The organism is Volucribacter amazonae (assembly GCF_029783845.1).
Lineage (GTDB): Bacteria > Pseudomonadota > Gammaproteobacteria > Enterobacterales > Pasteurellaceae > Volucribacter > Volucribacter amazonae.
In genome coordinates this window covers 1-19,843 of sequence record NZ_LWID01000001.1, presented here as the reverse complement: position 1 = coordinate 19,843, position 19,843 = coordinate 1, and the positions used below count along the sequence as shown (strand labels likewise).

General features: G+C 35.9%; 17 protein-coding genes, 5 pseudogenes and 1 riboswitch. Of the genes and pseudogenes, 17 read left to right on the top strand and 5 right to left on the bottom strand.

Translation table 11 applies throughout. The features are described 5' to 3' along the window. Positions 1 to 8: 8 nt before the first annotated feature. The 4 genes from prc (at position 9) to A6A20_RS00095 (ending at position 5,201) form a co-directional block, all read left to right on the top strand. Positions 9 to 2,030, top strand: a complete 2,022-nt coding sequence (gene prc / locus A6A20_RS00110) for a carboxy terminal-processing peptidase (protein ID WP_279571569.1) — start codon at positions 9 to 11, stop codon at positions 2,028 to 2,030. A 149-nt stretch (positions 2,031 to 2,179) separates the two neighbouring features. Next, a complete protein-coding gene (locus tag A6A20_RS00105) occupies positions 2,180 to 3,829 on the top strand; it encodes a L,D-transpeptidase family protein (protein ID WP_279571568.1) in 1,650 nt (549 codons plus the stop codon). Positions 3,830 to 3,919: 90 nt separating this feature from the next. Continuing rightward, positions 3,920 to 4,480 (top strand): peptidoglycan L,D-endopeptidase MepK, encoded by a 561-nt coding sequence (gene mepK / locus A6A20_RS00100; protein WP_279571567.1) that lies wholly within the window; start codon positions 3,920 to 3,922, stop codon positions 4,478 to 4,480. A 91-nt stretch (positions 4,481 to 4,571) separates the two neighbouring features. After that, the gene (locus A6A20_RS00095) at positions 4,572 to 5,201 is read left to right on the top strand and encodes an MBL fold metallo-hydrolase (protein ID WP_279571566.1); all 630 of its coding nucleotides are present in this window, start codon (positions 4,572 to 4,574) and stop codon (positions 5,199 to 5,201) included. 61 nt (positions 5,202 to 5,262) lie between these two features. On the opposite strand, the gene A6A20_RS00090 is transcribed toward A6A20_RS00095, so the two are convergent. The 3 genes from A6A20_RS00090 to erpA form a co-directional block, all read right to left on the bottom strand. After that, positions 5,263 to 5,826: an acetate uptake transporter gene (locus A6A20_RS00090; protein ID WP_279571565.1), complete on the bottom strand. Its 564-nt coding sequence runs from the start codon at positions 5,824 to 5,826 to the stop codon at positions 5,263 to 5,265. Positions 5,827 to 5,962: 136 nt separating this feature from the next. Continuing rightward, positions 5,963 to 6,328 carry a YacL family protein gene (locus tag A6A20_RS00085; protein WP_279571564.1) on the bottom strand — a complete coding sequence of 122 codons (366 nt, stop codon included), beginning with the start codon at positions 6,326 to 6,328 and terminating at the stop codon, positions 5,963 to 5,965. A 17-nt stretch (positions 6,329 to 6,345) separates the two neighbouring features. Then, entirely contained in the window at positions 6,346 to 6,687 is a 342-nt protein-coding gene (gene erpA / locus A6A20_RS00080) for an iron-sulfur cluster insertion protein ErpA (RefSeq protein WP_132688209.1), read from the bottom strand. Positions 6,688 to 6,923: 236 nt separating this feature from the next. Here erpA and map point away from each other — a divergent pair, with 236 nt between their 5' ends. The 3 genes from map (at position 6,924) to thiI (ending at position 11,967) form a co-directional block, all read left to right on the top strand. Further along, positions 6,924 to 7,727 (top strand): type I methionyl aminopeptidase, encoded by an 804-nt coding sequence (map, locus tag A6A20_RS00075; protein WP_279571563.1) that lies wholly within the window; start codon positions 6,924 to 6,926, stop codon positions 7,725 to 7,727. Positions 7,728 to 7,794: 67 nt separating this feature from the next. Continuing rightward, on the top strand, positions 7,795 to 10,383 hold the full coding sequence (glnD, locus tag A6A20_RS00070) for a bifunctional uridylyltransferase/uridylyl-removing protein GlnD (protein WP_279573699.1): 2,589 nt from the start codon (positions 7,795 to 7,797) through the stop codon (positions 10,381 to 10,383). Between the two features lie 129 nt (positions 10,384 to 10,512). Further along, positions 10,513 to 11,967, top strand: a complete 1,455-nt coding sequence (gene thiI, locus A6A20_RS00065; RefSeq protein WP_279571562.1) for a tRNA uracil 4-sulfurtransferase ThiI — start codon at positions 10,513 to 10,515, stop codon at positions 11,965 to 11,967. Here thiI and A6A20_RS00060 read toward each other — a convergent pair. Further along, entirely contained in the window at positions 11,964 to 12,902 is a 939-nt protein-coding gene (locus A6A20_RS00060; protein ID WP_279571561.1) for a gluconeogenesis factor YvcK family protein, read from the bottom strand. The genes thiI and A6A20_RS00060 overlap by 4 nt on opposite strands. Positions 12,903 to 13,144: 242 nt before the next feature. Next, positions 13,145 to 13,282, top strand: a riboswitch (molybdenum cofactor riboswitch). Here A6A20_RS00060 and moaA point away from each other — a divergent pair. The 4 genes and pseudogenes from moaA to moaE all read left to right on the top strand — a co-directional run bounded on the left by moaA (position 13,272) and on the right by moaE (position 15,509). After that, positions 13,272 to 14,289, top strand: a pseudogene (gene moaA / locus A6A20_RS00055) (GTP 3',8-cyclase MoaA). Its footprint overlaps the riboswitch before it by 11 nt. Positions 14,290 to 14,307: 18 nt before the next feature. Continuing rightward, a pseudogene (gene moaC / locus A6A20_RS12710) lies at positions 14,308 to 14,790 on the top strand (cyclic pyranopterin monophosphate synthase MoaC). 13 nt (positions 14,791 to 14,803) lie between these two features. Continuing rightward, positions 14,804 to 15,044: pseudogene (gene moaD / locus A6A20_RS00040) on the top strand (molybdopterin synthase sulfur carrier subunit); the annotation flags it as partial. A 6-nt stretch (positions 15,045 to 15,050) separates the two neighbouring features. Further along, positions 15,051 to 15,509, top strand: a complete 459-nt coding sequence (gene moaE / locus A6A20_RS00035; protein ID WP_279573695.1) for a molybdopterin synthase catalytic subunit MoaE — start codon at positions 15,051 to 15,053, stop codon at positions 15,507 to 15,509. A gap of 49 nt (positions 15,510 to 15,558) precedes the next feature. Here the strand turns inward: moaE and A6A20_RS00030 are convergent. Further along, positions 15,559 to 16,161 (bottom strand): annotated as a pseudogene (locus A6A20_RS00030) (DedA family protein). A 216-nt stretch (positions 16,162 to 16,377) separates the two neighbouring features. Here A6A20_RS00030 and A6A20_RS00025 point away from each other — a divergent pair. From A6A20_RS00025 to A6A20_RS00005, 6 genes and pseudogenes are all read left to right on the top strand, one after another. Next, a complete protein-coding gene (locus A6A20_RS00025; protein WP_279571558.1) occupies positions 16,378 to 16,737 on the top strand; it encodes a DUF695 domain-containing protein in 360 nt (119 codons plus the stop codon). Next, positions 16,697 to 17,080, top strand: a complete 384-nt coding sequence (locus tag A6A20_RS00020) for a ribonuclease E inhibitor RraB (protein ID WP_279571557.1) — start codon at positions 16,697 to 16,699, stop codon at positions 17,078 to 17,080. The genes A6A20_RS00025 and A6A20_RS00020 overlap by 41 nt, the downstream gene beginning before the upstream one ends. Continuing rightward, a complete protein-coding gene (locus A6A20_RS12705) occupies positions 17,008 to 17,175 on the top strand; it encodes a ribonuclease E inhibitor RraB (protein WP_424585432.1) in 168 nt (55 codons plus the stop codon). Before A6A20_RS00020 ends, A6A20_RS12705 begins: the two co-directional genes overlap by 73 nt. 770 nt (positions 17,176 to 17,945) lie before the next feature. Then, entirely contained in the window at positions 17,946 to 18,344 is a 399-nt protein-coding gene (locus A6A20_RS00015; RefSeq protein ID WP_279571556.1) for a hypothetical protein, read from the top strand. A gap of 82 nt (positions 18,345 to 18,426) precedes the next feature. Next, positions 18,427 to 18,573, top strand: a complete 147-nt coding sequence (locus tag A6A20_RS00010) for a hypothetical protein (RefSeq protein ID WP_279571555.1) — start codon at positions 18,427 to 18,429, stop codon at positions 18,571 to 18,573. Further along, positions 18,570 to 19,544 (top strand): annotated as a pseudogene (locus tag A6A20_RS00005) (proline dehydrogenase family protein). Before A6A20_RS00010 ends, A6A20_RS00005 begins: the two are co-directional and overlap by 4 nt. The last annotated feature ends 299 nt before the right edge of the window (positions 19,545 to 19,843 follow it).

Below are 19,843 nucleotides of genomic sequence, written 5' to 3'. Positions count from 1 at the left end.
TCTGTTAAATGCAATTCAATAAATTAAAAAAAGTATCGTTTATTTTGGTAGCAACAAGTTTTTTGTTGCTAACCAGTGGCTCGATCAATGCGGTTGAGCCTACCATTAAATTGTCGGAGATACAGCTACCTCAGCCAAGTAATGAAAATAGTTTAGCCACTAAACGAGCAACTACGAGATTAGTCCAATCACATTACCGAAAATTTACGTTGAATGATGAATTTTCGCAAAAAGTGTTTGATCGTTATTTAAATATGTTGGACTTTAACCATAATACGTTTTTACAATCCGATGTGGATCAAATGCGTGCTGAATATGCGGATAAACTTGATGATGCTCTTAATGAAGGAAATTTGAGTATTGCCTTTGAAATGTATCAACGTATGGTAGAACGCCGTTATGAACGTTATCGTTATGCCTTGTCTTTATTAGATAAACGACCTGATTTAACAGGTAATGATCAGATTGAGATTGATCGTGAAAATGCCCCTTGGCCAAAAACAGAACAAGAGGCTGATGCTCTTTGGCAACAACGAGTAAAAAATGATGTGATTACCTTGTCTTTAAAAGATAAAAAATGGTCTGAAATTAAGAAAACCTTAACTAAACGTTATAATCTTGCGATCCGCCGTTTAACACAAACTAAGGCTGATGATATTACACAATTATTCTTAAATGCCTTTGCACGAGAAATTGATCCACACACCAGTTATCTTGCACCAAGAACTGCCAAAAACTTTAATGAAGATATGAATTTATCATTGGAAGGCATTGGAGCAACATTGCAGGCAGAAGATGATGAAATTACGATTAAATCCCTTGTCCCCGGTTCGCCTGCCGAACGGAGTAAAAAATTATCTTCTGGTGATAGAATTATTGGCGTTGGACAAGAAAAAGGCGAAATTGAAGATGTAGTTGGTTGGCGTTTAGATGATGTAGTGGATAAGATTAAAGGCAAAAAAGGCACTAAAGTACGTTTGGAAATTGAGCCAGCTAAAGGAGGTAGACCACGTGTAGTTACCTTAGTGCGAGATAAAATTCGTATTGAAGATCGTGCCGCTAAATTGACTATTTCTAATATTGATGGGCAGGCGATTGCTAGCATAAAAATTCCGGGTTTTTATTTAGGCTTAACTAATGATGTGCGTAAATTATTAACGGAAATGCAAGGCAAAGATGTTAAAGCCTTAGTGATTGATTTGCGCGAAAATGGTGGCGGTGCATTAAATGAGGCTGTTGAATTGACAGGGTTATTTATTAGTGATGGGCCAGTAGTGCAAGTAAGAGATGCTTTTGGGCGTATTCGTGTGCATGAAGATCCTGATGCTAAGCAGGTTTATACTGGTCCTTTAGTGGTAATGATCAACCGTTTTAGTGCTTCAGCTTCTGAAATTTTTGCCGCAGCCATTCAAGATTATGATCGTGGTATCATCATTGGGCAAAATACCTTTGGTAAAGGAACAGTACAACAAAGTCGTTCGCTAAATTTTGTCTATGATTTAAACCAAAATCCTTTGGGTTTTTTACAATATACCATTCAAAAGTTTTATCGGATTAATGGTGGAAGTACTCAATTAAAAGGTGTTGCGCCAGATATTAAATTCCCTGAACTTATTGATATGCAAGAATATGGTGAAGATAAAGAAGATAATGCTTTACCTTGGGATAAATTACCTTCGGCTTCTTATTCGCAAGCAGGTAATGCAAAACAATGGTTAAATCAGCTTGAGCAAAATCATCAAGAGCGAATTGCTAAAGATCCTGAATTTATCGCTTTAGCAGGGGATTTAGCGGTGCGTAATGAAAGAAGAGAACGTAAGTATCTTTCCCTCAATTTAAAAGAACGCAAAGCAGAAAATGACAAAGATGATGCAAGACGCTTGAAAAACCTTAATGAACGTTTTGCGCGAGAAGGAAAGAAAAAAATTAAAAATCTTGATGCCTTGCCAAAAGATTATGAAGCCCCTGACTTCTTCTTAACCGAAGCGGAGAAGATTGCTGCAGATCTTAGCAAGTTATCACAACAATAATATTGAGGGCTAATTTAGCCCTTTTATAGTCGTCCCACTTTAAAATGATACAGCGTTGGTACGCCTCGCCGTACTACTTGTACTGTCTTCGGCGTACCGCCTTGTCTCATTTTAAATTGAAACGACTATATCATCTCGAGGAACTTTTTATGTTTAAACTAAAACCGGTAAATTTTACTAAATTGGCTTTGTTAGGCTATGGATTATCCGCCGTTTATGCTCAAGCAAACCAAGAAGAATTATCCACACCAAATAACTCTGCTGAGCAAGCTGTTATTGAACAGGTGGATCTCGCACAACAAAAAATCGCTGAGTTAGTAGGGCAGTATCCATTACAATTTGAAAACTTACTAACAAAAATTTATGGCGAAAATGGTTTTACCCCTTTATGGCAAGATCAAAAAGCCCTTAAACAGTTTTTACGCGAATATAGTGCATTGGTGCTAAGTGGTGTGTCAAAAAAATCGGCAACGAGTTTGGACGCCATTGCTAGTGCTGAACCTAATAGCCTTGTTTACGATATGTTGGTTACTGACGCATTTTTAGATTATATGTATTATTCTAACCATTTATTGAAATCTGCACAGCAATGGTTATATAGCCCTAATGCCTATCGTGCGAAAGCACCGAAGGAACAACAAATTGAGGCTTGGTTAAGTGCGGTGAAAAATGGCGATAATTTTGCCTTTGTGCAATCACTTTCCTCAAATAATCATTTATATCAACAAACATTAAATTATTTAGCAGAACAACTTGCTCAACAATCTTTTGAGCAAACGGAAAAACATTTAGAAATTAGCAGTACCTTAAGACCGGGTACACATTCACCAGAAGTGGCAATTTTAATAAAAATGCTTAAAGCAAAACACTTATTGCCTGCACAAACCCTTGAACAAAATGATTATAGCCCTGAAATTGTTGCGGCAGTAAAAAAATTACAGGAAAAACATGGCTTAACCCCTGATGGTATCGTGGGAAGTGCTACCCGTATGCTATTAAATAACCCGACAGGCAAAGCCTTATTATATCAATTAGCCATTAATGCTCAGCGTTTAAGGGTAATCCCTGATTTTCAAAATGGATTGTTTGTGAATGTGCCAAGCTATAAATTACAATATTATCGTGATGGTAATCTGATATTAACCTCTCGCGTGATTGTGGGAACCAATGCTCGCAAAACGCCAGTTATGTATAGTGAATTAAGTAATCTTGTGGTTAATCCACCTTGGAATGCCCCTGTAAGATTAATTAACGAAGATATTATTCCTAAAGTGCGTCAAGATCCAAGCTATATTTACCGTAATGGTTATACCATTATTGATAGCAAAGGACGTAGTATCGATCCTTATACCATTGATTGGGAAAATATGACCTCTAAAAATTTCCCTTATCGCTTACGTCAAAGACCGGGTGATGACAGTGCTTTAGGACGTTATAAATTTAATATGCCAAGTTCTGATGCTATTTATTTACATGATACGCCACGCAAAGATTTATTTTCCCGTAAAAATCGTGCCTTAAGCTCAGGTTGTGTGCGTGTTGAAAAATCTGATGAATTGGCTACGCTTTTATTAAATGAAGTAGGTTGGAACGAAACCCGCAAACAAAATACCTTAGCCAGTAAGCAAACAACTTCTGTACCGATTAAGGGCAAACACCCTGTTTACTTATATTATGTTACCGCTTGGGTAGATAATAATCAGGTGTATCGCCTACCTGATATTTATCATTATGATACCAAGCCAAACCTAAATAATATAAACTGGTCGGTAATTAGCAAGTTTTTGTTGGAAAACTAAGCCAATTTCAGTAGAATAAAAAGGTTATTTTTATAACCTTTTTATTTAAAAAGTGCGGTTAAATTTTTCAATTTTTAATAGGTATTATTTATGAATGAAATTAATCATCATCGCCGTAAATGGTTATCCCTCGGCGGTATTGTTTTAGGGGCAACATTATTACCTAATACCTTATTAGCTTCTGTTTCTACAGCAAAACCTCGTATTTTAAAATTTAGAAATGTGAATACAGGGGATAAATTAAGTTTAGATTTTATAGTTGGTAAAGGGTTTTCAAGTGCAAATTTAAAAAAATTAGATTACTTAATGCGTGATCGCCGTACTAACCAAATTCATAAAATGGACGTGAATTTATTTAGCAAACTTCATCGGATTCATCGCCAAATTGGTGTACCTAATGCAGAAATTTTAGTTATTTGTGGTTATCGAGCTCCCGTAACCAATGCCAAAATGCACCAACGTAGTCGTGGTGTTGCCAGTAATAGTTACCATACACGGGGGCAAGCCATTGATTTCCGTTTGCAAGGTGTAAGCCTAGCCAAAGTCAAACAAGTTGCTGAAAGCCTAAAAAATGGCGGGGTAGGTTATTATCCAAAAAGTAATTTTATTCATATTGATACTGGGCCAGTTCGTACTTGGCGTGGTAGCTAAAAATAAATGAAATTTAGACCGCACTTCTTAGCCGTTTAGTCAACATAAACGGCTATTTTTATAAAAAATATCTTTATATCAAGGTGGTATTATGAATTTAGAGATTATTCCTGTTACAGCGTTTCAACAAAATTGCTCGTTAATTTGGGATCAAGATAATAATGCAGCGATTATTGATCCCGGTGGCGAAGGAAATCGCTTAATTCAGCGTATTGAGGAATTGGGATTAAAGCTGAGCAAAATATTATTAACCCATGGTCATCTGGATCACGTTGGGGCAGCAGTACAATTAAAGCAACATTTTGGTGTGGAAATTATTGGTTCAAATCCACAGGATAAATTATTATTTGCCACTTTACCTCAACAATCACAGCGTTTTGGCGTTGAGGAAATAGAGGCGTTTGACCCCGATCAATGGCTAGCAGGCGAGGGGGAGGTTTTATCCCTTGGAGAATTTCAATTTGAAGTCTTGCATTTACCAGGACATAGTCCGGGGCATATTGGTTTTATTGAACACGAGAAAAATATTGCTTTTACGGGCGATGTATTGTTTAAGAATAGTATAGGACGTACTGATCTACCCGGTGGAGATTATGATACGCTGATTGCAACTATTCATAATAAACTTTTCCCTTTAAATGACGAAATGATCATTATTCCGGGGCATGGTGCTTACACCACTTTGGCAGCAGAAAAACGTAGCAATCCTTTTTTAAAATAAAATAAGGCAATACAAAAAAATACCGAGGATAATACTCGGTATTTTTCAATCCATAAATGATTTATTTCGGTTCACCAATCGGTAATATCGTTCTGCCATAGGCCTCATTTATGATTTCCGCCGCAGCTAGATAGAAAGCACATAATGCAGTTAATAAGCCTAAATAACCACCGATATTGACAATACTATGATTACCTGTGGCATCACCAAGAGCTAACGCATAAAAGGTTAGGGTTAAGCAGAAGAAAATCGCTTGTAATGCTTTTGCTTTTTTCAGGGTAGCAAGTAACATCATTAGGGTAAAAGTTCCCCAAACAGCGAGATACCAAGCTACAAATGTTGTTGGGGTTTCACCTTTGAAGAAAACGGTAAATAACGCCCAAGACCACCAAAAAGCCCCATAGCTATTAAATGCTGTAAAACCAAAGGTATTGCCTTTTTTAAATTCAAACATTCCAGCAATCATTTGGGCTGTACCGCCAAACGCAAATGCCATAGCGATAACTAAGCCTAAGCTCTTGCTATCAAAAATACCTGCATTCACTAAACATAATAACCAAGTGGTTAATGCAAAACCGCAAAGTCCTAATGGACCGGGGTTAGCATATTGATTTGTTGTTGACATAAATTTTCCTTATAAACAAATGACAAAGGCGCTAATATACACGCAAGCAAGATTAATGCTCAATATAAAGATAGCAAATTTTAAGAATATTTTGGCTTTATTTTTGGAGTTGATATAATGTTTTTATATATAAAAATTATTTTGCTGTGTGAAAAGCAATATATGCTTCTAAAAGTTGGATAAAATCCTCTAGACCACAACTTGCTACGGACTCTGAATCATAATAATGTAAATCCTGCTCTAATTGTAGAGCTGTTTCTGTGCCAAAAGCCAAACTATTTGCTTGGCAAATCACTTGTTGCTGATCAATATATAGGCTATATTCTTTCCCCTCAATCATCTTTACTTGTAGGCATTGTGAGGGATTAAGTTGAGTGAGAATTTGTTGTGCAAGGTTGAGATTGGCATTGATTTCAGTATTTAGCCAATGGGCAAATGCTTCATGTTCCATTGAGCATTTTACTAAGGTTTGTCCAAGATATTGGCTAAATTGAAAATCCATAATAAAAGATTGAGAGATTAAATACTAAATGATGAACCACAACCACAGGTTGTTGTGGCATTTGGGTTGGTAACCACAAATCTTGAACCTTCTAAACCCTCGGTATAATCTACTGTACCGCCGATTAAATATTGTAAGCTCATGGGATCAATGACTAATTGCACCCCTGATTTTTCAATGGTCAAATCGCCTTCATTGACTTTTTCATCAAAGGTAAAGCCATATTGGAAACCGCTACACCCACCGCCTGTAATGTACACTCGCAATTTTAACGCATCATTTTCTTCTTCGCTAATTAATGATTTTACTTTATTTGCAGCTGCGTCAGTAAACGTCAACGGCACTACTACATCACTCATTCGCTTCCCCAGTTAAAAATCAAATCAAAAACCATTGGGCTATTATCTAATAACCCACTAAAGCATTCAAGTTTTTATTAGTTAGTGAACAAAAAAATATAAATTAGCATTTCTTGAAATGGGGAAAAAATGCCAAAACTGACCGCACTTTGGTTAAAAATCTTCGCTTATTTTGTTAGCTTGAAATATGTTATACTTAGAGCCAATTTTTTATTAATTAGCATAGAGAGTCGTAAATGAATATCCCATTAAGAAAGAGTGAAGAAATTGAGAAATTGCGTGAGGCTTGCCGATTAGCCGCAGAAGTTCTTGTGATGATTGAACCTTATGTTAAAGCTGGCATTAGTACCGGAGAATTAGATCGTATTTGCCATGATTATATGGTAAATCATCAAAAAGTTATTCCTGCTTGTTTGGGTTACCATAATTATCCTAAAGCTACCTGTATTTCCCTGAATGAAGTAGTGTGCCATGGTATTCCAAGTGATGATAAAATCTTGAAAAACGGCGATATTTTAAACATTGATGTTACGGTCATTAAGGACGGTTATTTTGGCGATAACTCAAAAATGTACATTGTAGGCGAAACCAATATTCGCAGTAAAAAGCTAGTAGAGGCTGCTCAAGAGGCACTTTATGTGGGATTACGCAAGGTAAAACCCGGTATCCGTTTAAATGAAATTGGGCGAGCAATTCAGCAATATACTGAAGCACAAGGATTTAGTGTGGTGCGTGAATATTGTGGACATGGTATTGGTACGGAGTTTCATTGTGATCCCCAAGTGTTACATTATTATGCTGATGATGGTGGGGTGATTTTACAAGAAGGCATGGTGTTTACCATTGAACCTATGATTAATGCCGGCAAAAAAGAAGTACGTTTAATGGGCGATGGTTGGACAGTGAAAACCAAAGATCGTAGTCATTCCGCACAATATGAACATCAAATTGTAGTAACGCAACAGGGTTGCGAAGTCATGACCATTCGTGATGAAGAACAACAAGCAGGGCGGATAAGTCGTTTTATGGTTAATCTTTAAATCTTGTAAAAGGGGCTTGTTTTAATAGCAAGCCTTTTTGTTCATTTAAGCTAGGGAAGTGAAAAAAATGGCGTTATTCTCTTATCAAGCACAACCAATCCCTACAGTGGAAAATATTAAACAACAAAAAAATGCGTTAGCACAAAGGGAATTAGCACATTTTAATCAAGCTAATGTATATGAATTGATTGCACAACGTAACCAATTTTGTGATGATTTATTATGTCATCTTTGGCAATATTTTGCTTTAAATCAACAGCCTGATTTAGCATTGATTGCGGTAGGAGGATATGGACGGCAAGAGATTTTTCCGCTTTCTGATTTAGATTTTCTCATTCTTAGTCAATCAGCTATTTGCCCCGAAACTGAACAAAAAATTGCTCAGTTTATTCAATTTTTGTGGGATTGTCATTTTGATATTGGGCATAGTGTACGCAGCCTTACCCAATGTATAGAGGAGGGCAAAAAAGATATTAGCATCGCTACCAATTTATTAGAAAGCCGTTATTTATGTGGCAATCAGCAAATTTTTGCTCAATTAGAAAGTGCGGTGCATTATCAAGCAGATTTTTGGCCAGCTGCCGATTTTTTTCAAGCCAAATTACAGGAAAAAAATGAACGTTATCAACGTTATCATAATACCAGCTATAATTTAGAACCTGATATTAAAAACAGCCCGGGCGGATTGCGAGATTTACATTTACTGTATTGGATTGCATTACGCCATACCAAAGCCAAAAACCTCAGTGATATTTTACAAGCAGGGTTTATTTATCCCGAAGAATATGCTTGTTTACAGCAAAGCCAGCATTTTTTATTTCGCACTCGTTTTGCCCTACATTTGATCTTAAAACGCTATGATAATCGCTTGTTGTTTGATCGCCAGCTTAAGATTAGCCAAATGCTGGGTTTTGGCGAGGGCAATCAAGGGGTAGAAAAACTGATGAAAGTGTTTTTTCAAAGTTTGCAACATATCGCTTTATTAAGCCATATTTTATTAAAGCATTATCAAGAACATTTTCTAACCTCGCCAGAGAAAACAAGTGCGGTGGATTTAGATGATAATTTTTGCTTGCTTGGGCAAAGTATTTTATTAAAAAACAAATCCAGTTTTACCCAACAACCTGAAAGTATCTTGGATTTATTTTATTATCTTACCCAACATCATAAAGCGGATATTCACTCTGAAACCTTGCGTGAATTAGTTATTGCTCTCGGTCAGCTTAATTCGCCCCTTTGCCAATATGCAAAAGCAAGGGAAAAATTTATCCAACTTTTAGCTCAACCTCAAGCCATCAGTCGTGCCTTTTTTCCTATGCACCAATATGGGGTATTAACCGCTTATTTACCGCAATGGCAACCTATTGTGGGCTTAATGCAATTTGATTTATTTCATACTTATACCGTTGATGAGCATACTTTGCGTGTTATGCTCAAACTAGAAAGTTTTTTACAACAAGAAAATCAGAAATTACACCCACTTTGTACCCAATTATTTCCCCAATTAGCCGATCGCCGCCTATTATATTTAGCAGGATTATTTCATGATATTGCCAAAGGGCGAGGTGGTGATCATGCGGAGCTTGGGGCAAAAGAAATGCAGGATTTTGCCATTCTACATGGTTTTAATGCCACCCAAACCGAATTAATGTGTTGGTTAGTACAACAACATTTATTTATGTCCATTACTGCACAACGGCGTGATATTCATGATCCCGAAGTGGTATTAGCTTTTGCTGATAAAGTTAAAGATCAACAGCATTTGGATTATTTAGTTTGTTTAACCGTAGCGGATATTTGTGCTACCAATGGTACCTTATGGAATGATTGGAAACGAACCTTATTATTTACCCTATACCAATATTGTTCACAACAATTTGATCAAGGAATGCAACATCGGTTGGATTATCAGCAACAAATTGCTCAAAATCGTCAGCAAGCCCTTATTTTATTAAAGGCATTACCTGAGCAATCCATTCAAGCCCTGTGGCAACAATGTCCTGATGAATATTTTTTACGCAATACGCCGAAACAAATTGCTTGGCATAGTCAGTTACTGTATGAAAATCAAGATAATCTTGTGGTTAAGGTAAGCAATAAATTTGCCAAAGGGGGAACAGAAATCTTTATCTATTGTGCGGATCAGCCTAGCTTATTTCATAAGGTTGTTAGCATTATTGGCACAAAAAATTTGAGTATTCACGATGCACAAATTATTACCAGACAAGATGGTTATGTGATGGACAGTTTTATTGTGTCAGAGCTTGATGGCAGTTTAGTACGCAATGAGCGGCGACGAGCATTAGAAAAAGCCTTATACCAAGGATTAACCACACCAGCTAAAGCCTTGCTAAATCAACGGCGAAATTATAAATTGCAACATTTTCAAGTGCCAACTCAAATACGTTTTTTAAATATACATCGTTCGGATCATACCGAAATGGAGCTTTTTGCCTTAGATAAAGCGGGATTATTGAGCAAAATTAGCCAAGTTTTTGTGGAGCAACAGCTCAATTTACTCAATGCTAAAATCACCACCATTGGCGAGAAAGCCGAAGACTTTTTTATTTTAGTCAATGCGGAGGGAAAAGCCCTCTGTGCCACGCAACGGCAACAGCTAGAACAACGATTAGTGCATACTTTAGCAAATGACTAAGCTTATTGTTGTTACATTGTCACTTTTCTTGATAACTATATAAGAAAATAGTCAAACTCTTAACTATGGCTTTGGGCGGAATTTTGTTATAATTCGCCCCATTTTATTAACCCTTATTTAAGCAACAGCATGAAATTTATTATTAAACTTTTTCCTGAAATTATGATTAAAAGCGATTCGGTACGCAAACGCTTTATCAAAATTTTAACCAGTAATATTCGTAATGTATTAACCCGCTTTGATGATCAAGTTGCGGTGGTTCGCCATTGGGATTATATTGAAGTGCGGTCAAAAAATAATGAAAATTTTGATTTATTAATTGAGCAATTACAACGTATTCCGGGTATTCATCATTTTTTAGCCGTAGAGGAAAAACCCTTTTCTTCTTTACATGATATTTTTGAACAAACCTTAGCTGAAGTCGGCGAGCAATTAGTAAATAAAACCTTTTGTGTGCGAGTAAGACGCAAGGGCAAGCATAGTTTTAATTCCTTAGAAGCTGAACGCTATATTGGTGGTGGATTAAATCAACATATTCCCTCAGCGAAAGTGAAATTAACTCGTCCCGATATTACCGTACGCATTGATATTGAACATGAACATATGATGTTGATCAAAGCACGTTATGCAGGTATCGGCGGCTATCCTATTGGTACACAAGAAGATGTACTATCGTTAATTTCTGGTGGTTTTGACTCTGGCGTATCAAGCTATATGTTGATGCGACGTGGTTGTCGTGTTCATTATTGTTTTTTTAATTTAGGCGGTGCAACCCATGAAATTGGGGTTAAACAAATGGCTTATCATCTTTGGCAACGTTATAGCCAATCCCATAAAGTCCGTTTTATTGCCATTAATTTTGAGCCTGTGGTTGGCGAAATTTTGGAGAAAATTGATAATGGGCAAATGGGTGTGGTATTAAAACGTATGATGGTACGAGCGGCAAGCCTAGTGGCAGAACGTTTTGCCATTCAAGCCTTAGTTACTGGTGAAGCATTAGGGCAGGTATCTAGCCAAACGTTAACCAATTTACGCTTAATTGATGAAGCGGCAGGTTGTTTAGTGTTACGTCCATTAATCTCCCACGACAAAGAGCAAATTATTGCGTTAGCTAAGCAAATTGAAACCGAAGATATTGCGAAATCTATGCCAGAGTTTTGTGGTGTTATTTCCAAAAATCCAACGGTAAAAGCGGTTAAAAGCAAAATTGAACAAGAAGAACAACATTTTGATATGAATATCTTACAAAGTGCGGTGGAAAATGCCAAAATTTTAGATATTCGCCAAATTGCCGAGCAAACCGCTCAATCGGTTACCGAAGTAGAAACTGTTGCTGTATTAGCTAAGGACGATATTATTATTGATATTCGTAGCCCAGAGGAAGTTGAAGAAAAACCTTTGGCATTGAATATCAGTAATCCGATTATTACTTTACCGTTTTATAAATTATCAAGCCAATTTGCCACACTTGAGCAAGATAAAACCTATCTTTTGTATTGTGAAAGAGGGGTAATGAGCAAGCTACAGGCTCTATATTTACAAGATGCAGGTTTTAATAATGTTAAGGTTTTTCGCCAAGATTAAAAATCGTTTTGTTTAAACCTTTCTAATAGTTCAGCAATAGCTTGACATAATAAATGCCGATCATGTCGATATGGCACATCATCGGCATTTAATTTTCTTGTAAGCCATTGTGGTTGCTGTTCGGCATCTATGCGCTGTTCCTTTTGTTCGGTGCTAGTAATCACGCCATCAATAATGTTTTGCCCTACATTGTGATTAATCCAATTAATCCGTTGTGCCAAAGACAATTTAGCCGCTGGGCTATGCTCAACCCCTAAATTATCAATAAAAATTTTCGGACATTGTGCTTGGCGTAAACATTGTTGCACTTCTTTGAGTAACAAAGGGGGCATAATACTGGTAAAAAAACTGCCCGGCCCAATAAGAATAAGTTCTGCTTGTTGTAAAGCGGTAATCGCTTCTGGTGTAGCTGAAACAAGGGGAGTAAGAGCCAATGATTGAGGCAATTCCTCAAGATTATCAATATTTACTTCGCCTAATATTTGTTGCCCTGAAGATAATTGTGCAACAAGATGAACAGGCGTTTCTGACATAGGAATAATAAAGGATTTTACCTTTAATAAATCACGAATCAAATTTACGCCCTCTAAAGGACGAATTTGCATATTTTCTAATGCGGTTAGCATTAAATTACCTAAATTATGCCCAGCAAGTTCGCCTGTGCCACTAAAACGGTATTCAAAAAGGGTAGAAGCGGTACTTGGCTCAGTAATAATTTGATTTAAACAATTACGCAAATCACCCCACGCAATGCCACCATAATCATCACGAATTCGCCCCGTAGAACCACCATTATCTGTGGTCGTAACAATGCCTGTTAATTTTTCTTGCATAAAATTTAAGGCTGATAACATACGCCCTAAACCATGGCCACCACCAATGGCGACAATATGTTTTAGGTTGGTTAATGGGATAGTGTTCTGTTGCAATAACATAATTTATCTCAAATCAATTATTTGCCGAGAAAGATAGCATTTTTTGACGAAGAGATAAATAAGCGATATTTGAAACGACTATAATAACGAAGCATGTTTTTAAAATAGACGATTACATACCCTTTGTATACTTACTTATATAACTAATTTACCTTCTATCCTTAATAATAGTTACCTCAATAAGGTTATTTTTTCCTTGCCGATTGTACATTTATTTCTTTCTATTTTAGAATGATCAAAAATTTATTTGATAACTCCGAGCTTGTTGACCTAAACTGTTTAGATAGCATGGTTTACCAAGCCGACAAATTTTTGTCCAAGGATAAGATTGGAAACGATTTATCCTCTCGTATTTAGAAAGGTGTCTTGATGCAACGCATTCCTATTAAGTCGTTGGGAGCTAACCGTTTGGTTGATGCTTTCCAGCGAGAATATTATTATCTTCGTTTGTCTATTACCGATGTTTGTAATTTTCGTTGTAAACTATTGTTTACCTAATGGTTATCAACCAGAAAAAAATAAACCGCATTTTTTAACGCAAGAGGAAATTATTCGTGTGGCAAAAGCCTTTGTTGTCATGGGAACAGAAAAAATCCGCATTACAGGTGGTGAGCCTACTTTACGCAAAGATTTTTTATCCATTGTTGAGCAAATTAAGGTGATCGATGGCATAAAAAATATTGCCTTGACAACCAATGGCTATCGTATGGCAAACGAGGTGGATAATTGGAAAAGAGCAGGTATTACGTCAATTAATGTGAGCTTGGATAGTTTTAGATCCTAAAATGTTTCATATCATTACAGGCGAAAATAAGTTTTATCAAGTAATGCGAGGGATTGAACGGGCTTAGAAATTGGTTATCGCCAAGTTAAGGTTAATGCAGTATTGATGAAACAACTCAATGAGCGTGAATTTGAGCAATTTTTAGCTTGGATTAAAGATAAACCTATTCAAATGCGGTTTATTGAATTGATGCAAACAGGGGATATGGATCATTTTTTTTTCCAACAATATCATTTATCAGGACAATTATTGGAAAAAAAAATTATTGCAACAAGGCTGGAAATTGCGTTTGAAAGGGCGAAGTGATGGGCCTGCTAAAGTGTTTATCATCAAGATTATCAGGGCGAAGTGGGATTGATTATGCCCTACGAGAAAAATTTTTGTGCCAGTTGTAATCGTTTAAGAGTTTCTGCTCGAGGTAAATTGCACCTTTGTTTATTCGGCGAAGAGGGGATTGAACTAAGAGATTTATTACAATCTGATCTCCAACAATCTCAATTACAGGCACGCTTATTTTCTGCCTTACAACATAAACGGCAGCATCATTATTTACATATGGGCGATACTGGCGTACGTGCTAATTTATCAACCATTGGCGGTTAATTCATAAAGGAATATAAAATGACAGAATTTACCCATATTAATGCCCAAGGCGAAGCGAATATGGTTGATGTTTCGTTGAAACAAGATACTGTACGAGAAGCTCGAGCAGAGGCTTAGTGACAATGTCACAAATACATTAACGATGATTTTAAACGGACAACACCATAAGGGCGATGTATTCGCTACGGCGCGCATTGCAGGCATACAGGCGGCAAAAAAAACTTGGGAATTGATCCCATTATGCCACCCATTATTATTAAGCAAGGTAGAAATCAATATTTGCCCCTTGCTGAGAGTAATCAGGTACGGATAGAAAGCTATTGCAAATTGACAGGTAAAACTGGCGTTGAAATGGAAGCCTTAACGGCAGCAAGCGTGGCAGCTTTAACCATTTATGATATGTGTAAAGCAGTACAAAAAGATATTGTTATTGAACAGATTCGCTTGTTAGAAAAGTGCGGTGGAAAATCAGGTTATTTTGTGTACCACAAGAAACAATAAATGAGATAACAAAATGATAAAAATATTATTTTTTGGACAAATTAGAGAATTAGTCAATACCGATGAATTAATGCTTGAGGCTAAAATTTGAGCATATTCAACAATTATTAGATTATTTAGTACAAAAAGGCGACAAATGGCAATTAGCCTTACAACAAGGAAAAGTGCTTGTAGCAGTTAATCAAACATTATCTTCGTTAGATAGCCCAATTCAAGCAGGTGATGAAATTGCCTTTTTCCCACCTGTTACGGGGGATAATATGGATAATATTAAAATTCAGGTCAGTCCATTGTCCTTTGATCAAAATGAGGAATATCAGTGGCTTGCTCAATCTCAATCTGCTGGGGCTGTGGTTATTTTTGTAGGGAAAGTACGAGATCTTAATTTAGGAGATCAGGTGTCGCAATTATATTTAGAGCATTATCCTGCAATGACAGAAAAAGTATTAAAAGAAATCGCGGAACAAGCTCAACAACGTTGGGATATTCAAGCTATCAGCATTATTCATCGAGTAGGGCAATTAAAAGCAGGCGATGAAATTGTTTTGGTAGGGGTAAGTTCCGCACATCGTAAAGAGGCTTATCAAGCTAATGAATTTATTATGGATTATCTAAAAACCAAAGCCCCTTTTTGGAAAAAAGAAACAACCTGTTCAGGCGAACGCTGGGTGGAGGCTAAGCAAACTGACGATCAGGCAATGGAAAGGTGGTTTAAGTAATAATCATAGGGGAGTAGAATACCCCCATTTGGGGGTATATATATTTTATTTATTTGGCTGACTTACGTTTTTTAGCCCGATATAATTTAAAAATCACATAAAGAGCAACAATGGCAATAATATATAAATACCAACTTGACCTCGCTTATTTGTTGCTCAATCCAATCTAAATTGGCTGCTCCATGATAACCAAGGTAAACCCAAATCGGCACAGAAATAATCGCAGCAAAAAAATCAATTAAAACAAAACGCGTATAGCTTATACGGCGAGTAATGCCTGAAATCATATAGATAGGAGCGCGTAATCCGGGTAAAAAGCGAGCAATAAATAAAACTCGGTTACCATATTTATCAAATTTCTCACGCACTAACGCAAACGTTGCACATTAATAAAACGGCGAACAATTCTTACTCTCAATATTTTTGGCACCATAAATGCGTCCAAGCCAATACATAATACTATCGCCGAAGAGAACGCCAAACATACTTACAACGAGCATAATGTGAGGATTAGCATAACCAAGCCCTGCGATAATTCCCCCTGAAACAAGGTAATATCTTCAGGAATAGGCACACCAAAGCCACAAATAATCAGCACGAAAAGTACGGCACAATAGCCATAATTTGAAAAAAAATCAATCAGTAATTCCATGGCTTAATCTTCTATTCATATCAATCAATCCAACAAGGTGTATATTTTGCCTTTTTTAACAACAAAATACTACTGTAAAATTTCGATAACCGTCACAAATCTTAATATTTTTTGCTTAATTTATACGATAAAGATTAAACTTCTTGATAAGAGTTTGGTAGATTATGGAACGAATATTTGATTATCTCACTAAAATTTATTAAATAGGGGAGAGTTATGGAAACAGATAAAACATTAGATGAGTTAAACGACACATTATCAATGATACAAAATTGGAAAGTTTATCGTAGTATTATTAATCATAATGAATGTATCTTTTCCGTCAATTTAGCCATAGCCGATATTTTTAAAGATACCGCTTTTTCCTCTGTTGTTCAATTCTCCCTCACTTATGACGTGGAGGATACAAATTCCGATGGTTTACCTGATATAGCACAAGCTGATATTTTAATTGATAAAATGGTTAAAATCATTACTCAATTAAATGCCTTACCTGATACATTATATTCAGGGCATGTTATTGGTAATGGAAAAAATGAAATCTTTTTATACAAATTATGCGAAAGAAGTCATTGATATTCTTAACGGATTTGATTCAATTACTGATATTAAGCAACAACAAGATCCTCAAGCAAGTATTTATTTTGATTTTCTATTGCCGTCACCATTAGAGTTAAAACTTAATGCCACAGAAGAAATTTTAACCATATTACAAACCAATGGCGATGATCTGTCTGAACGAAGACCAGTAGAACATATTTTTCATTTTAAAATGAAGACAGCCTACAACGTTTTATTGATAATTTTAATACCAATTTCTTTGATTTTTTTGATTTACAACATGGTATTGAAGAAGAAGAACCAGAACAAGAGGAAGATAATAAAACAGCAAAAACACCAATTTATGTTGCAACATTAACCAATGAAATGACATTAGATGATCGGGATATTTTTCATTTTGTTGAACAATTTAATATCTTAGCCGATCGTTTTGATGGTGAATATATTGGTTGATGAGTAAAGAAACGAAATCAACTCAGCAAGCCTTGCATTAATTTCTCAAAATTCATCAAATCTCTAATTGCCAATTTATTATTGGGCATTTTCAATTATCTATTCATACAATATCCATATAATTCCGAAATAATGAAATATAGTCGTTCACATTCTTAACGTATATAGGGTAGATAAACATTTTAGCCTGTTACATTTATAAATTTATTATTTAACATAATATACATTATGCGAAATTAGTTATAAGGTAAGTAGGAACTACGGTATAAATAAATCACAGACTTATACACAGGTAACAAATACTATCTAAGCAAGACATAATGCTACTATATTGAACACTGTAACAATCATTTTTGTTTAAATATCCTTATTGATTTTATAGTGTAAAGGGAAAATATAGATTTTATGATGAAAAATTATTAATACAGGGACATCAATATAAATAAAGGGTTTCTGTTATTAGATAAGAGAAAAGATATGTTTTTGCTTGCTCGGATATCTAGGGTTGGTTTCCTATTAACCAATTAAAAAACTTAACTCTAGTTAAGTGACATTGTCACTATATGCTAGATTTTATTCATTTATTTAGTGTATTTTTTATTAAAAATTAATGATAATGCGTTCAGATAAAATTTTTCTTCAATTAACCATTGTCTTTTTCTCTTTTTACATTAATTTGTACTTCACAATATGTTAAAGATTTAAACATATTCGTTACTTACTAGGTACTATACTATCCCCCATTTTCCTTATTTTTTCTTGGAGGCAATATGAGTTTTGATTTAGCTCGTCAATATGGAGTATCACGTCAAGCTATTACGGATTATTATCGCATTAATGAAAAAACTGTCGTTGATGAATTATATCAAACGTTGGATTTTAGCCCTGATCAAGAAAAACGTATTAAACAAAATGGAATCAAATTGATTAATCATCTTCGCCAAACCAAGAAAAATCGTTATAGCGTTGATGCCTTAATGCAAGAATATTCTTTGGGCGATGATGAAGGTATTGCCTTAATGTGTCTTGCTGAAGCATTATTGCGTATTCCTGATGCTCAAACTCGCGATGAATTGATTCAAGATAAATTAAAAGAAGGCGATTGGAAAGCACATATTGATAAGTCTCTTCTTTATTTATTAATGCTGCCAGTTATGGATTATTACTAGGTAAGAAATTAAGTGAAAGTTTGATGAAACTACCCTTTCAAATGCTTTAACCCGTAGTTTTGCTCGCTTATCGGCACCTGCTATGCGTTTTGCAATGATAAAAGCAATGAAAATCTTAGGTGAACAATTTGTAACAGGTACAACCATTGACAACGCATTAGCACGAATTCAACCCCGTTTATCGCAAGGTTATGTTTTTTCCTTTGATATGTTGGGGAAGCGGCGATGACACAACAAGATGCTGATCGTTATTTACAAGATTATATATTAGCCATTAAAGCCGTAGGGCAAGAATCTGCACAGCGTGATATTTATCAATCAAATAGTATTTCCGTTAAATTATCTGCAATTCACCCACGTTATAGCCGAGCACAATATGAACGGGTGATGAATGAACTTTATCCAAGAGTCAAACAGCTTTTCTTATTGGCAAAACAATTTAATATTAGTATTAACATTGATGCGGAAGAAGCTAATCGCCTTGAATTATCCTTAGATTTAATTGAAAAATTAATTGATGAACCTGAGTTACAAGGCTATAAGGGAATTGGTTTTGTGGTACAAGCCTATTCTAAACGTGCTGCCAAAGTGATTGATTATTTGATTGAACTTGCTCGTCAAAAACAGTCTTACTTGATGATTCGTTTAGTTAAAGGGGCTTATTGGGATAGTGAAATCAAATGGGCACAAAACCGAAGGATTAACTGATTTTCCGCTTTATACTCGCAAAAACCATACTGATATTGCTTACCTCGCCTGTGCCAAAAAATTATTGGCGGCACAAGATGTGTGTATCCGCAATTTGCCACCCATAATGTACAAACCCTTTGCACGATTTATGAACTTGGACAAGATAAACATTATGAGTTTCAATGTTTACATGGTATGGGCGAAACCTTATACAATAATGTCGTAGGCAAACAAAATCTTGATCGTTTAGTGCGTGTTTATGCCCCTGTGGGGACGCACGAAACATTATTGGCTTATTTAGTACGTCGTTTATTAGAAAATGGAGCAAATTCCTCTTTTGTACACCAATTAGCTGATCCACATATCCCAGCTGAACAATTAATGACACCACCTTGGCAACAATATGCAAAATCACAAGGGCAACCTAATAAAGCGGTACGTTACCACAAAATTTATTCCAAGAACGACAAAACTCTAAAGGGTTTGATCTTAGTAATGAACAGCATTTAGCCCAATTATCGACCGCACTTAATCAAGCCGCAATACCGCTGGGACAATCTTTAGTCGCAATAGAAAGTAGCAAAGATTATCATCTTACTAGTCAGACTGTACAAAATCCCGCTACCTTGGAACCAGTGGGAGAAGTTTGCTTTTTTAATCCTGATTATGTTGCAGATGTATTCCAAACAGGCTCAACAAAACCACGATTGGCAACAAAAAAGTGCGGTGGAAAAAGCCAAAATTTTGCTTAAAACCGCTGATTTATTTGAGCAACATTATGGTTTGTTAATGAAATTAGCCATTTTAGA

Coding starts and splice junctions, on each gene's coding strand:
- prc (WP_279571569.1), top strand. CDS start 9: ATGCAATTCAATAAATTAAAAAAAGTATCGTTTATTTTGGTAGCAACA.
- A6A20_RS00105 (WP_279571568.1), top strand. CDS start 2,180: ATGTTTAAACTAAAACCGGTAAATTTTACTAAATTGGCTTTGTTAGGC.
- mepK (WP_279571567.1), top strand. CDS start 3,920: ATGAATGAAATTAATCATCATCGCCGTAAATGGTTATCCCTCGGCGGT.
- A6A20_RS00095 (WP_279571566.1), top strand. CDS start 4,572: ATGAATTTAGAGATTATTCCTGTTACAGCGTTTCAACAAAATTGCTCG.
- A6A20_RS00090 (WP_279571565.1), bottom strand. CDS start 5,826: ATGTCAACAACAAATCAATATGCTAACCCCGGTCCATTAGGACTTTGC.
- A6A20_RS00085 (WP_279571564.1), bottom strand. CDS start 6,328: ATGGATTTTCAATTTAGCCAATATCTTGGACAAACCTTAGTAAAATGC.
- erpA (WP_132688209.1), bottom strand. CDS start 6,687: ATGAGTGATGTAGTAGTGCCGTTGACGTTTACTGACGCAGCTGCAAAT.
- map (WP_279571563.1), top strand. CDS start 6,924: ATGAATATCCCATTAAGAAAGAGTGAAGAAATTGAGAAATTGCGTGAG.
- glnD (WP_279573699.1), top strand. CDS start 7,795: ATGGCGTTATTCTCTTATCAAGCACAACCAATCCCTACAGTGGAAAAT.
- thiI (WP_279571562.1), top strand. CDS start 10,513: ATGAAATTTATTATTAAACTTTTTCCTGAAATTATGATTAAAAGCGAT.
- A6A20_RS00060 (WP_279571561.1), bottom strand. CDS start 12,902: ATGTTATTGCAACAGAACACTATCCCATTAACCAACCTAAAACATATT.
- moaE (WP_279573695.1), top strand. CDS start 15,051: ATGGATAATATTAAAATTCAGGTCAGTCCATTGTCCTTTGATCAAAAT.
- A6A20_RS00025 (WP_279571558.1), top strand. CDS start 16,378: ATGGAAACAGATAAAACATTAGATGAGTTAAACGACACATTATCAATG.
- A6A20_RS00020 (WP_279571557.1), top strand. CDS start 16,697: ATGAAATCTTTTTATACAAATTATGCGAAAGAAGTCATTGATATTCTT.
- A6A20_RS00015 (WP_279571556.1), top strand. CDS start 17,946: ATGAGTTTTGATTTAGCTCGTCAATATGGAGTATCACGTCAAGCTATT.
- A6A20_RS00010 (WP_279571555.1), top strand. CDS start 18,427: ATGCGTTTTGCAATGATAAAAGCAATGAAAATCTTAGGTGAACAATTT.